The organism is Kluyvera georgiana ATCC 51603 (assembly GCF_001654985.1).
GTDB lineage: Bacteria > Pseudomonadota > Gammaproteobacteria > Enterobacterales > Enterobacteriaceae > Kluyvera > Kluyvera georgiana.
The window spans coordinates 54,645-77,394 of record NZ_LXEU01000047.1 but is presented as its reverse complement, the minus strand read 5'-3'; the positions used below and the strand labels follow the sequence as shown (position 1 = coordinate 77,394).

Sequence of the window (22,750 nt, the reverse complement as noted above, 5' to 3'; positions counted from 1 at the left end):
TATTATGTTAAATTGCATTTGGTAGACACAGAACTCATCACGGTTAGCTTAAGCTTCATCAATCCATCTCCCGATGCTATCCGAACAGATAAGTTAGTGTCAAACAGAGCCCTGTACCCTGCAGCATGCTGTGCTTTATACGCGTTAACAAAAAGGAGCAGCAAACTAAAACGATAGTTGCTTAAAACGCCGCTCCCCAACCTCAACGATTACAACCTCAATTAGAGGTTTGCAACGTTGTGATATACTTTTTGGACGTCATCGTCATCTTCAAGGGCGTCAACGAGACCTTCAAAGATTTCCAAATCTTCTGGTGAAAGTTCAACTTCAGATTGCGCAATCATTTCTAATTCTGTCGTTGAGAATTCAGTAATTCCGGCAGCTTTCAGAGCTGCAATACCTTTATGAAGATCTGTAGGTTCGGTATAAATAACGATGTTTCCTTCTTCTTCGGTTACATCACGAACATCAACTTCAGCTTCAAGCAAAATTTCAAAAATACGATCGGAGTCTGTTCCTTCAAATACAATCACGCCAGTATTATCGAACATGTAGCTGACCGCGCCCGCCGCACCGATGTTGCCGCCTTTCTTATTGAAAATCATGCGGACATTCGCGATCGTACGGTTAACATTGGAAGTCAATGTTTCAGCAATAATCATTGAACCGCTCGGTCCGAAACCTTCATAGCGGCCTTGTACGAACGTCTCATCCCCGCCGCCTTTAGCCTTATCAATGGCTTTATCAATAACGTGTTTTGGAACTTGAGCTTGCTTAGCACGTTCAATAACGAATTTTAAAGACGTGTTTAACTCTGGATCTGGTTCACCTTGTTTAGCAGCAGCATAGATTTCCACACCGAACTTTGCATATACTTTAGACGTTGCACCGTCTTTAGCCGTTTTTTTAGCAACAATATTGGCCCATTTACGTCCCACTGGGATGCTCTCCTCGACAATTTATTTACAATTACTGGCAGAATAATAATCTATTTGCTTTATCCGCCATATTATATCACAATGTATAAATATTCGTCCATGAGAAATGGAAAAGCTAAGTTTTTCGGAATGTTACTTTAACTCTATCAATATTTAACATTATAGATAAACAATGCCTATGCTTTCTTTTGAGCCTGTTTTTTATTTATTTTAATAATTTATCTACGCTGGAAATATATAAATAAAATAACAAATGTGATAGCGCAGGTATTGTAGGGTATCGTGCGCTACGTGAAATCTGCGTTTTGCCGCGGGTCATTCTCCCTCAGAATTGACGTAGCGACGCTAACCCGTTTTTTATTGCAGCAATAAGAGTAAGCGTCTACCTTTGTCGTACCTTGCCAAGGTTCTTAACCTTATGATGCCAAAACATAAACTCGTTTCTGCGTTTTGTATACTGTTCCTGCTCGGCACCACCTGCGGTTGTTCGCTCACGCGTGTCTCTAATACCACACACGCTGAAGAAGTCGCGAATCTGAACGTGATTGGCATGCGCCTTGGCGATGCCAGAGAGAAAGTTCGTCGCCAGGGATATGAATGCAACGATCAGGGCATGCTTCGTCATGTACAAACCGAACATGCCAGTCAGCCATTAATACAGCTTGAATGCAGCCGTTCGAGCAGCGAACTTTTTTGCCCGCAGATTCGCAATGTGGTACTCAATGCCGATCCGCAAACGCTGACAGTGGTCGATGTGGGTAAATACATCACTCAGCGAGCATGTTTTTAACACCCGGAATGTCGTTATCCCGCAAAACGCAACCGTTGCCGCTGGCGATGGTTTCTTGTACCCTTCCCTCGCCTATCCATCAGTAATTACGGAATCCAATGACCACGCAGACTTCCAAAGATCCTTTACACGGCGTAACCCTTGAAATGCAGGTTAACGCGCTGGTTGACCGTTATGGATGGCAACAGTTAGCGAAGCTTATCAACATCAACTGTTTCAAGAACGATCCAAGCGTGAAATCAAGTTTGAAGTTTTTGCGACGAACGCCCTGGGCTCGTGCGGAAGTGGAAGCGTTGTATCTGGACTCGTTGACTGACGAAAAAGCAATTACGCCGGCGGAACCGACGTTTGATCCATGGGCGAACAGCCGCGCTAAGCGCGAGAGTTAATATAAAGAACGCAACCACCGGTTGTGCGTGGTTGCGATTTCCCCTCCGTACTGCCACCAGCTTACCGTCATTTATATCGAGCAAGCCGACCGGCCTAGACTACGATGAGATCGTATTTTTTGATCTTGCGATACAACGTGGCAATCCCGATGCCTAACTCGTCTGCCGCTTGCTTTTTATTGCTATAGCGGCTTAACGCATCACGAATCATCTGCCGTTCCATCTCTTCGAGCCCGGTCACTCCCTCCTCATCTTTCACGGCTCTGACCACAGTTGACCCCGGTGTATCCGCGCGCTCGCCGGCCTTGCCGCTGCTTACCAGGTTTGGCGGTAGCAGAGAAACATCGATCACTTCGCCGGAAGGTACCACGTTGACCAGATACTCCATCAGGTTACTCAGTTCACGAATATTGCCAGGCCAGCGATAGCTTTTCAGCAGCGCAATCACCTCCGGCGCGACGCCGGGATAGACCAGTTCCAGCCGTCGGGTATGCAGATGCAGGAAATAGTGAATCAGCAGTTCAATATCATCCTGGCGTTCACGCAACGGCGGTAGACGTAGCGGAATAACGTTAAGCCGATAGTAGAGATCTTCACGGAACTTACCTTCGGCGATAAACTGCTCGAGATTCTGATTGGTGGCGGAAATGATACGAATATCCACCGGAACCGGATGACTTGCCCCTACCGGCTGAATCTCACGGGATTCAATAGCGCGCAACAGCTTGGCCTGCAGCGTGAGCGGCATATCGCCAATTTCATCCAGAAACAGCGTCCCGTAATTAGCGGCCTGAATCAGCCCCGTTTTGCCATTCGCCGATGCACCGGTAAAAGCCCCTTTCACATAACCGAACAGCTCGCTTTCCAGCAGCTGTTCGGGAATGGCTGCACAATTAATGGCAATAAACGGCTTATCTTTGCGGTCGCTCAGCTTGTGCACCGCACGGGCAACGACCTCTTTACCGGTTCCGCTTTCCCCGACAATCATCACGCTTGATGGGCTTGGGGCAACGCGAGTAATCAGCTTTTTCAGCTGCCGCATTGGCCGACATTCTCCAACCATCTGTTCAATCTGCGGCCCTTCCTGCGGCGCGGTAATATCTGCCGAAGAGTGTGACTGATGAAACGCCATCAGGAACAGCCACTGATCCTGAATTGCGTGCAACTGACCAATGATAAGCTCTTTCTTATCATCAATAGAAATGACATGTTGAACGTGACCGCGAATAAAATTTTGCGCGAACGTCAGCGGCCGAAAATGAATCTCTTTACCCACCATATTACCCTGAGTGGCCCCAAGGATTTTTAACGCTGCCTGATTAACAAATTTGACTTTCTGTTCCTGACTAACAACCAGTACTCCCTGGTCCATATTGTCAAGCATCGTTAAAAACATTTTCTGGATATTGTCGCCACCGCTCTGATCCTCAAGTAAGCGGGAGACAAATATGGAAGAGACGTGACGGACATAATCGGAAAACTCGGTGATGTTATCATTTATTCGCTCCTGCTGGTCGCGCGTCAGCGCAATCAGACTAATAACGCCGACGCACTGCTCCTGATAAATCACCGGCGTGCCAAGGAAGGCCTTTTCTTTACAAGTATCCTTACTTTCACAGCCTTTACAGAGCGGGTCAAAACGAGAATGGGTAACTACCTTCTCCTTCTTTGTTTCGATAATGTAACGAAGAAGTCGCGAATCTGTATTTAATCTGCGACCGAGAAATTTTCCGTAACTTCCCGTACCGGCCACGCGGCACAGCGAATTGTCGACAATTTCAACTTCAAGCTGGAGAACGCTGGAGAGCATACGGGCAAAGCGTTGAATTGTCGGCTGAATCTGCATCAAGATAGATGACGAGCTTGAAGGTATCATAATATCACTCACTGAAAGCTAACTGGGTGAACGACAACATTTATTTCTCTACGATGATACTACCGCAGCCCTTAGCAATAATTGATGCAGGTGCTTTCTCTTTTTCAGTTCTTGAAGCAAATATGGAAGTGGTATCACACTTTCATATCAATGTGATAATTTTCAGGGTGATTTTATCAATTTGGTGCACTTCTCTCTCGGCCCCCTGAATATTCCGTCAACGGCCTCGAAACGCAAATAACAATATGGCGAAATTATTCATCATCCTATTTGTTGTCACGCCCCGTGATAGCTTCTTTTCCGTGATGCCCATCTCATAATTTCAGCTCTTCCTCCGCAACTCATTCGGTCCCTTTGAAATTGGCACGCTTATTGTTAGTGAAATATCAGCGCTGGCATTCGCCGCAGCGGCCACCAGCAATCAATAAGCCGTCATTCACGACCAGGATTGAAATATGAAAACTGTTAACGAACTGATTAAGGATATCAACACGCTGAATTCCAATCTGCATGATAAGGATTTTCTGCTGACGTGGGAACAGTCGCCGGACGAACTCAAACAGGTGCTGGACGTCGCGGAAGCGTTAAAAACGCTGCGTGCGGAAAACATTGCCACCAAAGTGTTTAACAGCGGGCTGGGAATTTCGGTATTCCGCGATAACTCTACGCGAACCCGCTTCTCCTATGCTTCTGCGCTAAACCTGCTCGGGCTGGCGCAGCAGGATCTCGACGAAGGCAAATCGCAGATTGCTCACGGCGAAACGGTGCGCGAAACCGCCAATATGATCTCTTTCTGCGCCGACGCTATCGGCATTCGCGACGATATGTATCTTGGCGCAGGTAATGCCTATATGCGTGAAGTGGGCGAAGCACTCGATGACGGCTACAAACAGGGCGTGCTGCCGCAGCGTCCGGCGCTGATTAACCTGCAATGTGATATTGACCACCCAACGCAAGCGATGGCCGATCTGGCCTGGCTACGTGAACACTTTGGTTCGCTGGAGAACCTTAAAGGCAAGAAAATCGCCATGACCTGGGCCTATTCCCCTAGTTACGGCAAGCCGCTCTCCGTGCCGCAGGGCATTATCGGCCTAATGACCCGGTTTGGGATGGACGTCACCCTCGCCCACCCGGAAGGCTATGACCTGATTCCTGATGTGATTGAAGTGGCGAAAAATAACGCCAAAGCGTCCGGCGGCAGCTTCCGTCAGGTAACGGATATGGCAGAAGCCTTTAAAGATGCCGATATCGTCTATCCGAAGTCATGGGCGCCGTATCAGGTCATGGAACAGCGTACCGAGCTACTGCGTGCCAACGATCATGATGGCCTGAAGGCGCTGGAGAAAGCCTGTCTGGCGCAGAACGCCCAGCATAAAGACTGGCACTGCACCGAAGAGATGATGGCGAAAACCCGCGACGGCGACGCGTTGTATATGCACTGCCTGCCGGCGGATATTACCGGCGTGTCCTGTAACGAAGGCGAAGTCACCGAAGCGGTGTTCGAAAAATACCGTATCGCCACCTACAAAGAGGCCAGCTGGAAGCCGTACATCATCGCTGCCATGATCCTCTGCCGCAAATACGCGAAACCGGGCAAGCTGCTGGAGCAACTGCTGGGCGAAGCGCAAAAACGCATCAAATAGCCGCCTCCGCTGGCCTGCGGGCCAGCGTCACTTCCCGTAATGACGAATAAGGACAGTGTATGTCTGCTTTCTCACTGAAAATGGATATTGCCGATAACCGTTTTTACACCGGCGAACCTTCGCCGCTGTTTTCGCGCCAGCCTGCGCAACAGGCGCGCCGTTTCCATCATAAAATTGCCGGCTACCAGCCCACGCCGCTGTACGCGCTGAATGAACTGGCCGCCCTGTTTGGCGTAAATAAAATACTGGTGAAGGACGAGTCGCAGCGATTTGGCCTTAACGCTTTCAAGATGCTGGGCGGTTCTTACGCGATCGCACAATTACTGTGTGAGAAGTATCAGCTGAATATCAATGAACTGTCGCTCGACGACCTGAAATCACGCATTAAAGAGAAAATGACCTTCGCCACGACGACCGATGGCAACCACGGTCGCGGCGTGGCGTGGGCGGCGCAGCAGCTTGGGCAAAACGCGGTGATTTACATGCCGAAAGGCTCGGCTCAGGAACGCGTGGACGCCATTTTGCGACTCGGCGCAGAGTGTATCGTCACCGATATGAACTATGACGATACCGTGCGTTTCACCATGCAGACGGCGCAGAAAAACGGCTGGGAGGTGGTGCAGGACACCGCATGGGATGGCTACACCAAAATCCCCACCTGGATTATGCAGGGCTACGCCACGCTGGCCGATGAAGCCGTGGAACAGATGTCGGCGATGGGCATCGCCCGCCCAACACACGTTTTCTTGCAGGGCGGCGTCGGCGCGCTGGCTGGCGGCGTGCTTGGCTACCTGGTCGACGTTTACGGTGCGGGGAATCTGCATTCTGTCATTGTGGAACCTGAGCTGGCCGATTGTCTTTACCGCTCCGGGCTCAAGGGGCAGATGGTAAACGTCGGCGGCGATATGGCCACTATCATGGCAGGGCTGGCCTGCGGTGAACCCAACCCGCTCGGTTGGGAAGTTCTTCGCAACTGCGCCAGCCAGTTTATCTCCTGCCAGGACGCAGTGTCCGCGCTCGGTATGCGAGTGCTGGGCAATCCGCTGGGGCACGATCCGCGAGTCATTTCCGGGGAGTCCGGTGCGGTCGGTCTTGGCGTGCTCGCCGCTGTTCACTATCACCCACAGCGCGACGCGCTGATGAACAAACTGCAGCTGGATAGCCAATCCGTTGTGCTGATTATCAGTACCGAAGGCGATACCGACGTCAAACACTATCGGGAAATTGTCTGGGAAGGCAAACATCCGGCAGCGCAATAAATCCTACAAATTCAGAACTGGAGAACATCTTCATGGCTAAGCATATTCCTTTTAAACTGATTGTTGAAAAAGCCAACCACTACCAACAGGACATGACCCGCTTTTTGCGCGATATGATTGCCATCCCGAGCGAAAGCTGCGACGAGAAGCGCGTGGTACACCGCATCAAAGAAGAGATGGAAAAAGTGGGCTTCGATAAGGTGGAAATCGACCCCATGGGTAACGTGCTGGGCTATATCGGCCACGGTCCGCGCCTGGTGGCGATGGACGCGCATATTGATACCGTGGGTATCGGTAATATCAAGAACTGGAGCTTCGACCCCTACCAGGGCATGGAAACCGACGAACTCATTGGCGGGCGCGGCGCGTCTGACCAGGAAGGCGGGATGGCGTCGATGGTCTACGCTGGCAAAATTATTAAAGATCTGGGGCTGGAAGACGAATATACCCTGTTGGTGACCGGTACTGTGCAGGAAGAAGACTGTGATGGACTTTGCTGGCAGTACATTATCGAACAGTCCGGCATTCGTCCGGAGTTTGTGGTCAGTACCGAACCGACCGACTGCCAGATCTATCGTGGCCAGCGCGGACGCATGGAGATTCGCATCGATGTCTCCGGCGTCAGCTGCCACGGCTCCGCGCCGGAACGCGGCGATAATGCCATCTTTAAAATGGGGCCCATTCTCAACGAACTGCAGGATCTTTCCCATAAGCTGGGCAACGACGAATTCCTGGGTAAAGGCACCCTCACCGTATCAGAAATCTTCTTTACCTCACCAAGCCGCTGCGCGGTCGCCGACAGCTGTGCCGTCTCCATTGACCGCCGTCTGACCTGGGGCGAAACCTGGGAAGGCGCGCTGGAGGAAATTCGTGCCCTGCCTGCGGTACAAAAAGCCGGTGCGGTGGTCTCTATGTACAACTATGACCGTCCATCATGGACCGGGCTGGTGTATCCGACCGAGTGCTACTTCCCAACCTGGAAGGTGGAAGAGAATCACTTCACCGTGCGTGCGCTGAGCAATGCCTATGAAGGCCTCTTCGGCAAAGCCCCGGTGGTCGATAAGTGGACCTTCTCCACCAACGGCGTCTCGATTATGGGCCGTCACGGCATTCCGGTCATTGGCTTTGGTCCAGGTAAAGAACCGGAAGCCCACGCGCCAAATGAAAAAACCTGGAAGTCTCACCTGGTCACCTGCGCCGCAATGTATGCCGCAATTCCGCTGAGCTGGCTGGCCACCGAGTCACTGTAGTCCTCTATTCCTCCCGCCGCTCGCGGCGGGAGTCTGGAGTTTATATGCGCGTACTGATTAAAAACGGCACTATCGTCAACGCCGACGGACGGGCCAGACAGGACCTGCTCATTGAAAATGGCCTGATCAGCCAACTGGCCGAAGAGATAACCGTTGAACAACCCTGTGAAGTCATTGACGCCAGCGGCTGCTACGTGATGCCCGGCGGCGTGGATGTTCATACCCATTTCAACATTGATACCGGTCTGGCCCGCAGCTGCGACGATTTTTTTACCGGTACCCGCGCAGCGGCCTGTGGCGGTACGACCACGATTGTCGATCATATGGGATTTGGCCCGGCGGGCTGTCGATTGCGCCATCAACTGGAAACCTATCTCGGTTACGCCGCCTACAAAGCGGTAATTGACTACAGCTTTCACGGTGTCATTCAGCACATCAATCACGCGATCCTCGATGAAATTCCCCTGATGGTCGATGCGGGGATCAGCAGCTTCAAACTCTATCTAACCTACCAGTACAAGCTGAGCGATGACGACGTATTTCAGGTGATGCGTCATCTGCACAGCGCTGGCGCACTCACTACCGTGCACCCGGAAAATGACGCCGCCATTGCCCGTAAACGTGCTGAATTTCTGGCACAGGGTAAAACCGCGCCGCGCTATCACGCCCTGAGTCGACCACTGGAATGCGAAGCGGAGGCTATCGCGCGCATGATTAATCTGGCGCAGCTCGCCGGCAATGCGCCGCTGTACATCGTGCATCTGTCGAACGGACTGGGGCTGGAATACCTGAAGCTGGCGCGTTCGCGTCATCAGCCGGTGTGGGTGGAAACCTGCCCGCAGTATCTGTTGCTCGATGACCGCTGCTATGAACGCGAGGATGCGCTGAAATATCTGCTCAGCCCGCCGCTGCGTAATGCCAGCAACAATGACTCGCTGTGGTGCGGGGTGAGCGACGGTTCCATCGATGTGATAGCCACCGATCATTGTGCCTTTTCAATGGCCCAGCGTCAGCATCTGTCAAACGGCGATTTTAGCCGCTGCCCGAACGGTCTGCCGGGGGTAGAAAACCGTCTTTTACTGCTGTTCTCTCACGGCGTGATGACCGGACGTATTACGCCCGAGCATTTCGTCGCCCTCACCAGCGCTAACCCGGCGAAGCTGTTCGGCCTGTGGCCACATAAGGGCGTGCTGGCGGCTGGTGCGGACGGCGACGTCGTTATTATCGATCCGCGCCGAACCACCACTATTCGTCACGAAATGCTGCACGACAACGCCGACTATTCACCGTGGGAAGGTTTTATCTGCCAGGGCTCTATTCGCCAGACGCTATCGCGCGGCCGGGTCATCTTCAGTAACGGCACCTTCTGCGGCGTCGCCGGCCAGGGCCGTTTCCTGCGGCGCAGCCCTTTTTCTTCCGCTCCGATTCCCATGAGCGGAATACCCATTTAAAGAGAGGATGTCATGAGTAAAAAAATCGTACTCGCTCTGGGCGGAAACGCGCTGGGCGACGATCTGGCCGGGCAAATGCAGGCCGTTAAACAAACCGCGCAGGCGATTGTCGACCTGATTGCTCACGGCCACCAGGTGGTGGTGACGCACGGCAACGGCCCACAGGTGGGGATGATCAACCTGGCCTTTGAAGCCGCGGCAAAAACCGATGCCCATACGCCGATGCTACCGATGTCCGTTTGTGTGGCGCTGAGTCAGGGATATATCGGTTATGACCTGCAAAATGCGATACGTGAAGAGCTACTGTCACGCAATATGCATATTCCGGTCGCCACGCTGATTACTCAGGTAGAGGTAGACGCCAACGACCCGGCATTCAACAACCCAACCAAACCGATTGGTTCCTTCTTCAGCAAAGAAGAGGCGGAACAGCTGGCCCTGAAGGGCTACATCCTGAAAGAGGACGCCGGGCGCGGATATCGCCGCGTGGTCGCTTCACCGAAGCCTGTCGATATTATTGAAAAAGAGACGGTGAAAGCGCTGATGGATGCCTGCCATGTGGTGATCACCGCCGGCGGTGGCGGGATCCCGGTGATCCGCGAAGGTAACCATTTGCGCGGCGCCAGCGCGGTTATTGATAAAGACTGGGCTAGCGCGAAGCTGGCGGCGATGATTGATGCCGATATGCTCATCATCCTGACAGCGGTGGAGAAAGTGGCCATTAACTTTGGTAAACCCAACGAACAGTGGCTGGATAAACTCACGCTTAGCGACGCCGACCGCTTTATTGCAGAAGGCCACTTCGCAAAAGGTTCCATGCTGCCGAAGGTGGAGGCTGCGGCCTCTTTTGCCCGTTCTCGTCCGGGGCGTAAAGCGTTGATTACCGTTCTGAACAAAGCGAAAGAAGCTATTGAAGGAAAAACCGGCACGATCATCGAGGGATAAAAACCGAACAACGTGACGCCGGGGTTAGGCTTTGAGCCTCCCCGGCGTGGGTTTATGCCTCTACCGGGCGACGATTCTGCTGTTTAATGCGCTGGTTTGTTAGCGTCATGAGTGCCTCCAGCACGCCACCGCCAATCGCCCTCGCCTTATCCGATACGCTGGTATAGTCCGCGTTGTCACCTCGAGGGTCGATATCACCGATTTTAAACCCAATATCCACCACCAGACCGTCATTCAACAGCCCGCGCACCATGCCACTCAGCGGCGCCAGGATCTCAATGTCACCAACGGTAGCAATCGCATCACCTTCGTTCACAATATCACCCAGCTTCACGCGAGCGCGCATCACGCCCGCACCGGGCGCGCGGATGACTCGTTTTGCGGTGTGCCCCATAATATTTCCCGGTATGCCGGTGTTGTCCTGCGCGCGGCCTTGATAGATAACCTGCCCCAGCCAGTGGCCGCGGTTGGTTTCAATCACCGCATGACAGTCGGTTCCGGCGCAGAACCCCGGGCCAAGCGCAATCACCGACGGGGCCAGCCCGCAGTGAGTCCCCAGATTCTCTTTCGCAAGGATCGCATCGACCACGCAGTCTGGCTTCAGCTCACGCAGCGATTCGCACAGCGGATCAACCAGCACTGGAATGGCACCGTTCTCCGCCACCCGCATCGCTTCCTGGACAGATGCAACGCGGCGCGCGCTGACGCCTTCTACCGTCATTTCACCGTCAAAAACCGCCTGGGCAAAGGCCACTGTACAGCGAATTACCGTCGGTTTCTCCACCTCCAGCATCACCACTTTAAAACCGGCATGCCACAGTCGCAGCGCAACCCCCGTCGCAATGTCTCCCGCCCCGCGAATAGCCACCCGCAGCGGCTGCGTTGGAGAGTCGCTGGCCATCATCAGCCCGCCTGGTGCGTGATTTTTAACCTGTAGTATTTCCGCCAATACGCTGATGGCGATTTCATTCGGCGTCTCGGCGCCAATGTTATAGCCCACCGGTGCGTGCAGCCGGGCGATGTGTTCCTCTGCAACGCCATTCTCGCGCAGCTGGCGTAAAAACACCTGCACTTTACGACGGCTGGCGAGCAGGCCCAGCCAGGCGGTAGGCTGCACGATCAGCTTATCCAGCGCTTCGCGATCCTGATTATTGGTGGCGATCAGCACATAGTTATCCGGCTGAACGGCCAGTTTATCCACGGCTGCGCCAAAGCTCTCGGCGTGGACCAGTTGGGTGAACGGCGGGAAATGTTCAGGATTGAGGCTTTCCGGATAAATATCCGCCACCGCAAGTTCAAAACCCAGCAGCGCAGCGCTGTGGGCTACTGCACGATTCACATGACCGGCGCCAATCAATACCAGTCTGGGGCGCAGGCCATGAACGCTGATGTAAACTGACATCGCACCGCCGCAATCCGAACCCACCGCATCGGCCCCGGTACGCGCCATTCGGCCATGAAACATGCGCGAAGCCTTTTCGCGCAGGGCATCGAGGGCCTCATCAATGACCCGGCGCTCAACCATGCCGCCGCCGATGGTGCCGACAATACTGCCGTCATCACGGATCAGCATCTGCGCGGAATGTCGGGGAGTGGAGCCACGACTATCGACGATCTGTGCCAGCGCGAACGGACGGTTTTGTGCTTCGAGTCTTGCCGCTTCTGAGAAAATATTCATAACAACCTCAAATGGATATCCCTTCATTACCCCAGAATGGAGTCACTTTCTCACTCGTCTGCGCGTAATCGCCGGGCGCGACTGGACCGACCCGGCCCAGATGGCGTCGACATCCTTTCTCATTATCAAATTGCCAGACTGCAAATTCTCATTTTGAGAAAGTTGGTTGAGCAACCAAATGCGCCGACAGCCGCTCGGCGCACCTTTAAATGCGCCATTCGGATGCTGAACCAGGCGATGCAGCATCGGCCACGTGAGCACGTCATGTGCCGTGGCCCCGGTAATGCAGGAAAAAAGTGGCCAGCGGTGGACAGAGGCTGGCCCAATCGGTTTTCCGAGCATCCCAGCCCCTGTAATGGCAACTACGCAACAACAGGAAGAAGGGATGCAAGGTTCGTGCTCATCTGGCGCTTTAAGTGCAAAACCGTGAGCACCGTCAGCTTCTACCAGCACCACGTCCGCCAGGCCACTCGCCATGAGCGCGTCCAGTTGGGCTGGCGTGAAACCGCTGACCTTTCCTGACTCCGGCAGCCAGGCAGAAAAACAGGCCTGTAGCGGCTGTTGCCAGAATGCGGTGGGCAATGTCTGCGGATCGCGGCAGAGGGTTACCGGCAACGTGTCGGGCATAAACATGTGGGTGGTGGTGGTCAACAGCACGCGGCGCCCTGCCTGCTGAAACAGCTCCGCCAGCCAGAACAAGGTACTGGTTTTACCGCCCGCCCCGACGGCGGCAATCAATAAAGGGCTGGCAGTGGCGTTTAAATCACATAACAGATCGTCAACGTGCGGTATATTTTCCATGTTACGCCAATTCCCTGGATTGAGGAGCAAAGATAAAAATGGAGGTTGATTGCATTATTACCGCCGCAGGGCTGTCCTCTCGGATGGGTCAATGGAAAATGATGTTACCCTGGCAGAATGGCACAATACTTGATGCAAGTATTAAAAATGCGCAGCGCTGCTGCTCGCATATTATTTTAGTGGTGGGATTTCGGCATCGGGAACTCATGACGCGTTATTCAGACCTGCCCAATATGACCCTGATTTATAATCCTGACTTCCGTCAAGGCCTCTATTCTTCGGTGAAGGCGGGTATTCAGGCATTACGCCATGATTATTGTTTTATCACTCACGGTGATTTGCCGTGCCTGAATGATGGCGTTTATCATGATCTTTGGCAGCAGCGCTTCGAAGGCACGCTGTTGCCGCATTACGCGGGGGTTCCGGGTCATCCCATTCTTTCATCTACCAACAATTTACGGCGGTGCTTAAGCGGCCCTCTCCGAACGTCAGTAAGGCAATCCTTGCTCTCCGGCCCCTGTCGTACTCTCACGCTTAATAATCCAGCGATTATCCTCGATATCGATACGCCGGAAGACTTTATTCGCTTAAATAACGGAACCGATAAATCAATGCACAAATGATATTATCAATTTGATAGACCACTATCATTATTGATAAATAAGCATACCGCCGTTGTGTGAGTGATTTTAATTCGCATCAACAAACCAAATCACGCTTCATTACGCCGTTTTAACTTTAGATCTCTCTCACATTTCTACACGAATTCTCTCTATTATCTCAATATCTGGTGTGATTGTTGCTGACCTCCTCTTATCCGTCGGAATTATCGCAATACCGGCCACTATGATTTAACAGGTAAGTCTAAGGAGAGGATTATGGGCGATATCATGCGTCCCGTTCCGTTTGAGGAACTTTTAACGCGTATTTTTGATGAATACCAGAATCATCGTTCCATCTTTGGTATCCCGGAACAGCAATTTTACACGCCAAACGCTCCGCATAAGGTCGGCGTGTTTGGTGAAACCTGCGCGACGCCGATTGGCCCGGCTGCCGGGCCGCATACCCAGTTGGCGCAAAACATTATTACGTCCTGGCTGACCGGCGGACGGTTTATCGAACTCAAAACGGTACAGATCCTCGACCGCCTGGAACTGGAAAAACCCTGTATCGACGCGGAAGATGAATGTTTCAATACCGAATGGTCCACCGAATTTACCCTGCTGAAAGCCTGGGATGAGTATCTGAAAGCGTGGTTTATTCTGCATCTGTTGGAGGAGATTCTACCGCTGACGCCGGTCAAAGACGGCAAGTCGTTTATCTTCAATATGAGCGTGGGCTATAACCTCGAAGGTATCAAACAGCCACCGATGCAACAGTTCATCGACAACATGATGAACGCAGGATCGCAGCCAAAATTTGCCCAGTATCGCGATACACTGACCCGCTGGCTGCAGAAAAATCGACCAGAAAAAGCGGCGCTGGCGAGCCGCATTCCGGCAAAACTGGTTCAGGGCGTCACGCTCTCCACGATGCACGGCTGTCCGCCTGACGAAATTGAAGCCATCTGCCGCTATATGCTGGAAGAGAAGCAGCTGAATACCTTCGTGAAACTCAACCCAACGCTGCTGGGCTTCGCGCGGGTACGTGAAATTCTCGATACCTGCGGCTTTGGCTATATCGGCCTGAATGAAGCCTCCTTTGACCACGATCTGAAAATTGAGCAGGCGCTGGAGATGCTTAAGCGTCTGATGACGCTGGCCAAAACTAAACATCTTGGCTTCGGCGTGAAGCTGACTAATACCCTCGGTACGGTGAACAACAAGGGCGCACTACCGGGCGACGAAATGTATATGTCCGGGCGCGCGCTGTTCCCGCTGTCGATCAACGTGGCCGCCCTCCTGTCGCGTGAGTTTGACGGCAAGCTGCCCATCTCCTACTCCGGCGGCGCCAGCCAGCTTAACATTCGTGATATTTTCGAGACCGGCATTCGTCCGATCACCATGGCCACCGACCTGCTCAAACCCGGCGGCTATCTGCGATTAAGCGAATGCATGCGCGAACTGGAACAGGCCGATGGCTGGCAGATGACGCAGGTCGACGTGAAGCGCCTGAACGCGCTGGCGGAAAAAGCGGTCAGCATGGAGTATACCCAGAAGCACTGGAAGCCGGACGATCGTATCGATGTCGGTGAAAAATTGCCGCTGACTGACTGCTACGTTGCCCCCTGCGTGAGCGCCTGTGCCATCAAGCAAGATATCCCAGAGTACATTCGATTGATGGGTGAACAGCGTTATGTCGACGCGCTGGAACTTATCTATCAGCGCAACGCGCTGCCGGCCATTACCGGCCATATCTGTGACCACCAGTGTCAGTACAACTGTACGCGCCTCGACTACGACAGCGCGCTGAATATTCGTGAATTAAAGAAAATCGCCCTCGAAAAAGGCTGGGATGAATATCAGCGTCGCTGGCATAAACCCGCCGGTTCCGGTACCCAGCATCCGGTGGCGGTGATTGGCGCAGGGCCAGCAGGTCTGGCTGCGGGGTATTTTCTCGCGCGCGCAGGTTACAGTGTCACGTTATTTGAACGCGAAGCCAACGCGGGCGGCGTGGTGCGGAATATCATTCCGCAGTTCCGTATTCCCGGCGAGCTTATCCAGCAGGATATCGACTTTGTGGTGAGCCACGGCGTCAACATTGTCTACGGCTGCGACCCGCACCTGACGGTGGAAAAACTCCAGCAACAGGGCTTCCGCTACGTTCTGGTCGGCACCGGTACCGATAAAAACAGCGGCGTGAAGCTGCAGGGCGATAACCCGAACGTGCGTAAATCGTTGTCCTTCCTGCGCGAATATAACCGCAGCGATAACCTGCAGTTAGGTAAGCACGTGGCCATTATAGGCGCGGGGAATACCGCGATGGACTGTGCCCGTGCCGCCCTGCGCGTGCCGGGTGTCGAGCAGGCAACCGTCATCTACCGTCGTTCGCAGCAGGAGATGCCCGCCTGGCGCGAGGAGTATGAAGAAGCGGTACACGATGGCGTCACCTTCCGCTTCCTGAATAATCCAGAGCGATTCGATGCCGACGGTACGCTAACCGTACGCGTCATGGCGCTGGGTGATGTTGATGAAAAAGGCCGTCGCCGCCCGGTTGAGACAGCAAAAACCTGTACGCTACAGGTCGACACGCTGATTACCGCCATCGGCGAACAACAGGACGGCGAGGCGCTGGCTGAGATGGGCATTCCGCTGGACGCAAACGGCTGGCCGGAAGTGAACGCCGACGGTGAAACCCGTAAATCGGGCGTTTTCCTGATTGGCGACGTTCAGCGCGGCCCGTCGTCAATTGTTTCTGCCATCGGTAACGCACGCCGGGCAACGGATGCCATTCTGGCGCGAGAAAACATCCGCAGCCACCATGGTGACAAGCACTGGAACAACGTCGATCCCGCCGAAGTTTACCGGCGTAAAGGGGCCATCGTGGTTGCCAACGTCGGCAAAGACGATCGCGATGCTTTCGTTGCTCAGGAAGCCGCCCGTTGCCTGGAATGCAACTATGTGTGCAGCAAATGCGTGGATGTTTGCCCGAACCGTGCCAACGTTTCCATTGCCGTTCCCGGCTTTGAAAACCGCTATCAGACGCTGCACCTTGACGCCTACTGTAATGAATGCGGCAACTGCGCCCAGTTCTGCCCCTGGCAGGGTAAACCGTACAAAGACAAAATCACCGTTTTCAGCCTGCCGCAGGATTTCACCAACAGCAGCAATCCAGGCTTCCTGGTTGAGGGAAATCGCGTCCATATTCGTCAGAATGAACAGACCTGGCTGCTGACCCTCGACGACAGAGGGGAGTTCAATCAGATACCACCGCAGCTGGACGCCATGTGCCGCATCATCAGCCATGTCCATCGTCATCACCACTATCTTCTGGGGGCCGTTGAAGTATGAGCCAGTTACTGCTGAAAAACGCCACCATCGCCCAACTCTATCCGGCAATGGTGCAGGAAAATGTCGATATCGTGATTGAACATACGGATATCGTCGCGGTCGGGCACGATCTTTGCCATCAATACCCGCAGGCAAAAATCAAAGAGATGCACGGCAAGCTGGTGATGCCGGGGATGGTCTGTTCCCACAACCACTTCTATTCAGGATTATCGCGCGGCATTCAGGCCAATATCGCCCCGAGCCCGGACTTTATCTCCACGCTGAAAAACCTATGGTGGCGGCTGGACCGCGCGCTGGACGAAGAATCGCTGTACTACAGCGGGCTTATCTGCGCGATGGAGGCGATTCGCAGCGGCTGTACGGCGGTCATCGACCATCATGCCTCGCCAAATTACATTGCCGGGTCACTCAGCCAACTGCGTAACGCTTTCCTGAAAGTCGGTCTGCGCGGCATGACCTGCTTTGAAACCACCGATCGTAACGGCGGTCAGCAAGAGCTACAGGCCAGCGTGGAAGAGAATATCCGTTTTGCGCGCGAAATAGACCGCGCGCGGGAAACGGGGAAAGAGCCCTATCTGGTCGAGGCGCATATCGGCGCACACGCGCCGTTCACCGTGACCGATGAGGGTTTATCCATGCTCAGCGAAGCGGTAAAAGCGACCGGGCGCGGGCTGCATATCCACGCGGCGGAGGACAGTTACGACGTCTCACATAGCCACCATCACTACGGTAAGGATTTGCTGGTTCGCCTGGCGGAATTTGACCTCATCGACAGTAAAACGCTGATTGCTCACGGCCTGTATCTCTCTGATGCCGATATCGCCTTGCTCAATGAGCACGATGGTTTCCTGGTGCATAACGCGCGTTCCAACATGAATAACCACGTGGGCTATAACCACAAGCTCACCCGCTATCGTAATCTGGCGCTGGGTACCGACGGCATAGGTTCCGACATGTTTGAAGAGCTGAAGTTCGCCTTCTTTAAACACCGCGACGCCGGTGGCCCGCTTTGGCCAGACAGCTTTGCTCGCGCGCTCAGCAACGGTAATACCCTGCTCAGTCGCAACTTCAATGCACAGTTTGGCCGTATTGCAGAGGGTTATAAAGCGGATCTCACCGTCTGCGATTATCTGCCGCCTACCCCGCTAGTGGCGGAGAACATCGCCGGACATATCGCCTTTGGCATGGGATCGAGCAGCGTGCACAGCGTGATGGTCAACGGCGTGATGGTGTATGAAAACCGTGAGTTTACCTTCGACTGCGAGCCGATCTTTGCCGAGGCGCGCAACGTAGCGGCGAAGATGTGGAAACGGATGGATGGGCTAGACTGATCCACAATCAATGGCCGGTAAACGCAAGGTTTACCGGGCCAACTAAAACAAATTGCTATACCTATTGTTGCCGGGGAAGCCACTCGTCCCCGGCAATCACGTCAGAACGCGGTGGTTATCTTGCGCTGCTTTTGCATTTCCGCCAGCGCCTCGCCGGTGATTTTGCTTAACGCAGAGGTTGGGCAGACGTCAATACAGGCCGGGCCGCGCTCGCGGTCATGACACAAATCGCACTTCACAATTGTTGCCAACTGATTTTTGCTCACCTCTACGGTAATCACACCAAACGGACAGGCCACCACGCAGCTCTGACAACCAATACAGCGGGCGGCATCGGCTTCCACTCGCTCGTCCCCCATGCTTAATGCGCCAACGGGGCATGCCCCCACACAGGGGGCATTTTCGCATTGATGGCACATTACCGGCACGCTAAGCGTATCCAGACGCAGCACCGTTAAGCGCGGCGCGAACGCCGCGTGTTCTGTGGCATGCTCCAGCGCGCAGGCTATCTCGCAGGTGCGACAGCCGATACAAGCCGCTGGATTTGCCATGATAAAGCTGGTCATGCCTCCTCCTTGCTGTTGAACAGCGTCAACATTTCACTGGCGGCCTGACGCCCCGCCGCCATCGCCGTGACGACAAGATCTGCGCCGTGTACCGCGTCACCGCCGGCAAAAATCTTGTCGTTGCTGGTTTGCGTGGTGCCGCGACCGGCTCCACCGGTACGGATTTGCCCCCAGCGGTCCAACTGTACGCCCTGGCCGCGTAGCCACGGCATATCGTGGGCCTGGAAACCAAATGCCATGATCAGCACATCCGCCTGTAGCTCAAAGCCAGAGCCGACAATCGGTCTCGGGCGACGACGTCCGTCCGGGCCCGGCTCGCCCATGTCGGTGCGGATCATGCCGACCGCGCTGACCTGCCCCTTGCGGTTGCGCTGGATATACTGCGGCTGGACGTTGAACTGGAATTCCACGCCTTCCTCCCGCGCGTTGACCACCTCTTTTTTTGACCCCGGCATGCTCAGCTCGTCACGACGATAAGCGCAGGTCACGCTCGCGGCCCCGCGTCGCACTGCCGTACGCAGGCAGTCCATCGCGGTATCGCCGCCGCCCAGCACCACAACGTGCTTGCCCTGGATGTCGATAAGCGGATACTCAGGACTCTCTTCCAGACCCATCACCTCACGGGTACTGGCGATCAGGAACGGCAGCGCCTGGATCACGCCCGGCGCGTCTTCACCTTCGAGCCCCGCCGCCATCAGGCCATAGGCACCGACGCCGAGGAACACCGCGTCGTAACTGGCGACTAAATCGTTAAAGTCGACATCACGGCCAACTTCCTGGTTCAGATGGAATTGAATGCCTATTTCGTTGAAGATCGTCCGGCGCATACCGAGGATCCCTTTATCCAGCTTGAAGGGCGGGATGCCGAACGTCAGCAGCCCGCCAATTTCCGGATGCTTATCAAAAACATCCACCTGCACGCCCGCACGCGCCAGCATATCAGCGCAGCCCAACCCCGCAGGCCCCGCGCCAATAATGGCAACCCGCTCCTTACGCGGCGTCACGCCAACCACCTGCGGACGCCAGCCCATCGCCAGCGCGGTGTCGGTGATGTAGCGTTCGAGATTACCAATCGCGACCGAGCCGCCCTCGTTTTTCAGCGTACATGCCCCTTCACATAAACGATCCTGCGGGCAAACGCGGCCACAGATTTCCGGCAGCGAACTGCTTTGGTGGCATAGCTCCGCCGCTTCAATGATTTTTCCTTCATTAACCAGGCGAATAAAATCGGGAATGTGGTTGTGCAGCGGACAGGTCCAGTTGCACCATGCTTTCTGCGCGCAGCTCAGGCAGCGCTTGCTCTCATATTCGGCGTCTGAACAGGACAAACCGTAATAAATCTCCTCGAAATCCGTTTTGCGCTGCGCGGCGTCCATCTTCCTGGCCCCGACGCGAGGCGGTTTTGCCAGAAACATTTCGCGACGGCCAGGCTGACGCGGTTGCACCGGCTGTCCGAGCACAGTACGCGTCTGGCGTTCACGGCGTAATTTTTCGAGCTGTTGTGCATCCATCAAGCGCAGCGCCTGCGTTGGGCAAGTTGCCACACAGGCCGGTTGACCGCTGGGATGTTCGCTACACAGGTCGCATTTCTGCGCCAGCGGCGGCGCGTCTTCGTTGGCTGCCACCATTTCGATGGCCCCGAATGGGCAGCTGATGACGCAGTTCTTACAGCCAATGCACTTTTCCTGCTTCAACTGGATGCTGTTATCGGCGAAATAAAGGGCGTCTGTTGGGCAGGAAGCCACGCAGGGCGCGTCATTACAGTGGCGACAGGTGGCGGTACGGCTCTCTTTGCGGAGGAAAACAACATGAATACGCGGCATGAAATCGTGGCGATGTAGCGGCCAGTTATCCTGATGATGGGCGGTAACGCAGGCAATCTCGCAGGCATGACAACCAATACAGCTGGTAGCATCAGCAACAATAAATCGGTTCATTGGCTTCCCTTTTATTATTCAGATATTCTTCAAGGGTCGCGATGCAATATTCAGGCGCTTTCTTCCTTTCTTGCTAAATGAAGTTTATTTTTGCCAACGGCATCAAAAAATGATGATGAAATCGCCGCAAAAAAAATTACGCTATCAGCATGATATGAATCATATTGCGAGTCATAATGATTAAGTCTTCTCACTCTGAGAAATAGCACTACCCGTCCTCTCATAAAAGCCTGCTTTCAGCGTTAGGCAATGTCACTTTCTGTGATTAAAAACGCATTTCCACAATCAAATCACCATCGGATAAAAAACTGGCATTACCTAAGCATAGATCTCAGAGATTTCATCGCTGTTCGTTGATAACACCGTTGGCCATGAATGGCCAACGGTGAAACATTAAGGAGAAACATATTATGAGCGCCATTGATTCTCAGCCACCATCGGTCACTGGTAGCAACAAAGCGGTAGATGAGGTGGAGCGTGTCCTTCCCCCGGGCAAGCTGGTCATTCTTGGATTACAGCATGTCCTGGTGATGTACGCGGGAGCTGTTGCCGTTCCCCTCATGATTGGCAACCGGTTAGGGTTAAGTAAAGACACCGTTGCCCTATTGATAAGCTCCGACCTCTTCTGCTGCGGCGTAGTGACACTATTACAATGTATTGGCATTGGCCGATTTATGGGTATTCGTCTGCCGGTGATTATGTCAGTCACGTTCGCCGCAGTCACGCCGATGCTGGCGATTGGCGTGAATCCCGATATTGGGTTGATGGGTATTTTCGGCGCAACAATCGGTGCGGGGATTATTACCACGCTTATTGCGCCGCTGATCGGTAAATTAATGCCGCTATTTCCGCCTCTCGTTACCGGTGTTGTTATTACTTCTATAGGTTTAAGCATCATCCAGGTTGGTATTGACTGGGCGGCGGGTGGTAAAGGTAACCCGGAATATGGCAGTCCCGTTTATCTCGGCATTTCATTTGCGGTATTACTATTTATTCTACTGGTAACCCGATTTGCGAAAGGTTTTATGTCTAACGTCGCGGTGCTGCTGGGGATTATTTTCGGCTTTATCCTGTCAATGATGATGAATGAGGTCAGCCTCGCTGGATTATACGACGCGAAATGGTTTGCCATTGTGACTCCGCTGGCGCTTGGCACCCCGATTTTTGATCCGATCTCTATTCTTACGATGACTGCCGTGGTCATCATCGTCTTTATTGAATCGATGGGGATGTTTTTAGCCCTGGGTGAAATCGTGGGTCGCAAATTAACGCCGCAGGATATCGTACGTGGTTTACGTGTCGATGGTTTTGGAACGCTATTTGGCGGCATTTTCAATAGCTTCCCTCACACGTCATTCTCGCAGAATATTGGGCTGGTGGGTGTCACCGGTGTTCATAGTCGTTGGGTCTGTGTCGCGTCCGGCGGGATCCTGATTTTATTTGGCATGGTACCTAAAATGGCAGTGCTGGTGGCCTCGATTCCGCAGTTCGTCCTCGGGGGGGCTGGGTTGGTCATGTTTGGCATGGTTCTGGCGACAGGGATCCGTATTCTGGCCCGCATCAACTATTCAACTAATCGTTATAACCTCTATATCGTCGCAATAAGTCTGGGGGTTGGCCTCACGCCAACGCTTTCCGCCGATTTTTTCTCGAAGTTCCCCAGCGCGTTACAACCGCTGCTGCATAGCGGAATTATGCTTGCCACCTTCAGCGCCGTAACGTTGAACCTGTTTTTTAACGGCTACAACAAGCATACCGGCCTGATTCCCGATCCTCATGTTTCTCACCGCCAGCCGCGCACCATGCGCATGCTGCTGCTGATGCGTAAGGTCAAAAAACAGCAAAATCAGGAAGAATAATCGCTGATTCGCAGGCGTCGTTCGGCGACGCTTGCCACACAGGGAGGCCACCATGCTATTACGTTTAACGATCGCCGCTTTCGTGCT

Annotated in this window: 17 protein-coding genes; 11 read left to right on the top strand and 6 right to left on the bottom strand. The window is 53.7% G+C overall.

The features are described 5' to 3' along the window. Positions 1 to 221: 221 nt before the first annotated feature. Positions 222 to 938: a YebC/PmpR family DNA-binding transcriptional regulator gene (locus M989_RS11715; protein WP_064545445.1), complete on the bottom strand. Its 717-nt coding sequence runs from the start codon at positions 936 to 938 to the stop codon at positions 222 to 224. A gap of 418 nt (positions 939 to 1,356) precedes the next feature. Here M989_RS11715 and M989_RS25555 point away from each other — a divergent pair, with 418 nt between their 5' ends. Together M989_RS25555 and M989_RS11705 are read left to right on the top strand one after the other, a co-directional pair. Beyond that, positions 1,357 to 1,728, top strand: a complete 372-nt coding sequence (locus tag M989_RS25555; RefSeq protein WP_157093543.1) for a hypothetical protein — start codon at positions 1,357 to 1,359, stop codon at positions 1,726 to 1,728. Positions 1,729 to 1,826: 98 nt separating this feature from the next. Continuing rightward, positions 1,827 to 2,117, top strand: coding sequence for a VF530 family protein (locus M989_RS11705; protein ID WP_064545441.1), 291 nt, complete (start codon positions 1,827 to 1,829; stop codon positions 2,115 to 2,117). 94 nt (positions 2,118 to 2,211) lie between these two features. On the opposite strand, the gene M989_RS11700 is transcribed toward M989_RS11705, so the two are convergent. Continuing rightward, on the bottom strand, positions 2,212 to 3,993 hold the full coding sequence (locus tag M989_RS11700) for a sigma-54 interaction domain-containing protein (protein WP_064545439.1): 1,782 nt from the start codon (positions 3,991 to 3,993) through the stop codon (positions 2,212 to 2,214). A 455-nt stretch (positions 3,994 to 4,448) separates the two neighbouring features. Here M989_RS11700 and ygeW point away from each other — a divergent pair, with 455 nt between their 5' ends. Genes ygeW through arcC form a run of 5 tightly spaced genes read left to right on the top strand, consistent with a single transcriptional unit; the run spans position 4,449 to position 10,541 of the window. Continuing rightward, positions 4,449 to 5,636, top strand: a complete 1,188-nt coding sequence (ygeW, locus tag M989_RS11695) for a knotted carbamoyltransferase YgeW (RefSeq protein ID WP_064545437.1) — start codon at positions 4,449 to 4,451, stop codon at positions 5,634 to 5,636. Positions 5,637 to 5,695: 59 nt separating this feature from the next. After that, positions 5,696 to 6,895, top strand: a complete 1,200-nt coding sequence (gene dpaL / locus M989_RS11690) for a diaminopropionate ammonia-lyase (protein ID WP_064545435.1) — start codon at positions 5,696 to 5,698, stop codon at positions 6,893 to 6,895. Between the two features lie 32 nt (positions 6,896 to 6,927). Further along, positions 6,928 to 8,145: a YgeY family selenium metabolism-linked hydrolase gene (locus M989_RS11685; protein ID WP_064545433.1), complete on the top strand. Its 1,218-nt coding sequence runs from the start codon at positions 6,928 to 6,930 to the stop codon at positions 8,143 to 8,145. Positions 8,146 to 8,189: 44 nt separating this feature from the next. Continuing rightward, positions 8,190 to 9,596, top strand: coding sequence for a dihydropyrimidinase (hydA, locus tag M989_RS11680; protein ID WP_064545430.1), 1,407 nt, complete (start codon positions 8,190 to 8,192; stop codon positions 9,594 to 9,596). A gap of 12 nt (positions 9,597 to 9,608) precedes the next feature. After that, entirely contained in the window at positions 9,609 to 10,541 is a 933-nt protein-coding gene (gene arcC, locus M989_RS11675) for a carbamate kinase (RefSeq protein WP_064545428.1), read from the top strand. A gap of 52 nt (positions 10,542 to 10,593) precedes the next feature. On the opposite strand, the gene yqeB is transcribed toward arcC, so the two are convergent. Beyond that, a complete protein-coding gene (yqeB, locus tag M989_RS11670; protein WP_064545426.1) occupies positions 10,594 to 12,219 on the bottom strand; it encodes a selenium-dependent molybdenum cofactor biosynthesis protein YqeB in 1,626 nt (541 codons plus the stop codon). A gap of 42 nt (positions 12,220 to 12,261) precedes the next feature. After that, positions 12,262 to 13,020: a selenium cofactor biosynthesis protein YqeC gene (gene yqeC / locus M989_RS11665; RefSeq protein ID WP_064545424.1), complete on the bottom strand. Its 759-nt coding sequence runs from the start codon at positions 13,018 to 13,020 to the stop codon at positions 12,262 to 12,264. Between the two features lie 38 nt (positions 13,021 to 13,058). Here yqeC and M989_RS24590 point away from each other — a divergent pair, with 38 nt between their 5' ends. The 3 genes from M989_RS24590 to ssnA all read left to right on the top strand — a co-directional run bounded on the left by M989_RS24590 (position 13,059) and on the right by ssnA (position 18,301). Continuing rightward, positions 13,059 to 13,643 carry an NTP transferase domain-containing protein gene (locus M989_RS24590; protein ID WP_074398777.1) on the top strand — a complete coding sequence of 195 codons (585 nt, stop codon included), beginning with the start codon at positions 13,059 to 13,061 and terminating at the stop codon, positions 13,641 to 13,643. Between the two features lie 255 nt (positions 13,644 to 13,898). Continuing rightward, positions 13,899 to 16,970, top strand: a complete 3,072-nt coding sequence (gene ygfK, locus M989_RS11660) for a putative selenate reductase subunit YgfK (RefSeq protein ID WP_064545422.1) — start codon at positions 13,899 to 13,901, stop codon at positions 16,968 to 16,970. Beyond that, on the top strand, positions 16,967 to 18,301 hold the full coding sequence (gene ssnA / locus M989_RS11655) for a putative aminohydrolase SsnA (protein ID WP_064545420.1): 1,335 nt from the start codon (positions 16,967 to 16,969) through the stop codon (positions 18,299 to 18,301). Before ygfK ends, ssnA begins: the two co-directional genes overlap by 4 nt. Before the next feature lie 101 nt (positions 18,302 to 18,402). Here the strand turns inward: ssnA and M989_RS11650 are convergent, their stop codons facing one another. Both M989_RS11650 and ygfT read right to left on the bottom strand, forming a co-directional pair. Then, complete coding sequence (locus M989_RS11650; protein WP_064545418.1) at positions 18,403 to 18,867, bottom strand: 4Fe-4S dicluster domain-containing protein; 465 nt, start codon at positions 18,865 to 18,867, stop codon at positions 18,403 to 18,405. Then, the gene (gene ygfT / locus M989_RS11645) at positions 18,864 to 20,804 is read right to left on the bottom strand and encodes a formate-dependent uric acid utilization protein YgfT (RefSeq protein ID WP_064545416.1); all 1,941 of its coding nucleotides are present in this window, start codon (positions 20,802 to 20,804) and stop codon (positions 18,864 to 18,866) included. The genes M989_RS11650 and ygfT overlap by 4 nt, the downstream gene beginning before the upstream one ends. 410 nt (positions 20,805 to 21,214) lie before the next feature. Here ygfT and M989_RS11640 point away from each other — a divergent pair, with 410 nt between their 5' ends. Then, the gene (locus tag M989_RS11640) at positions 21,215 to 22,663 is read left to right on the top strand and encodes a nucleobase:cation symporter-2 family protein (protein ID WP_064545414.1); all 1,449 of its coding nucleotides are present in this window, start codon (positions 21,215 to 21,217) and stop codon (positions 22,661 to 22,663) included. Positions 22,664 to 22,750 lie beyond the last annotated feature (87 nt).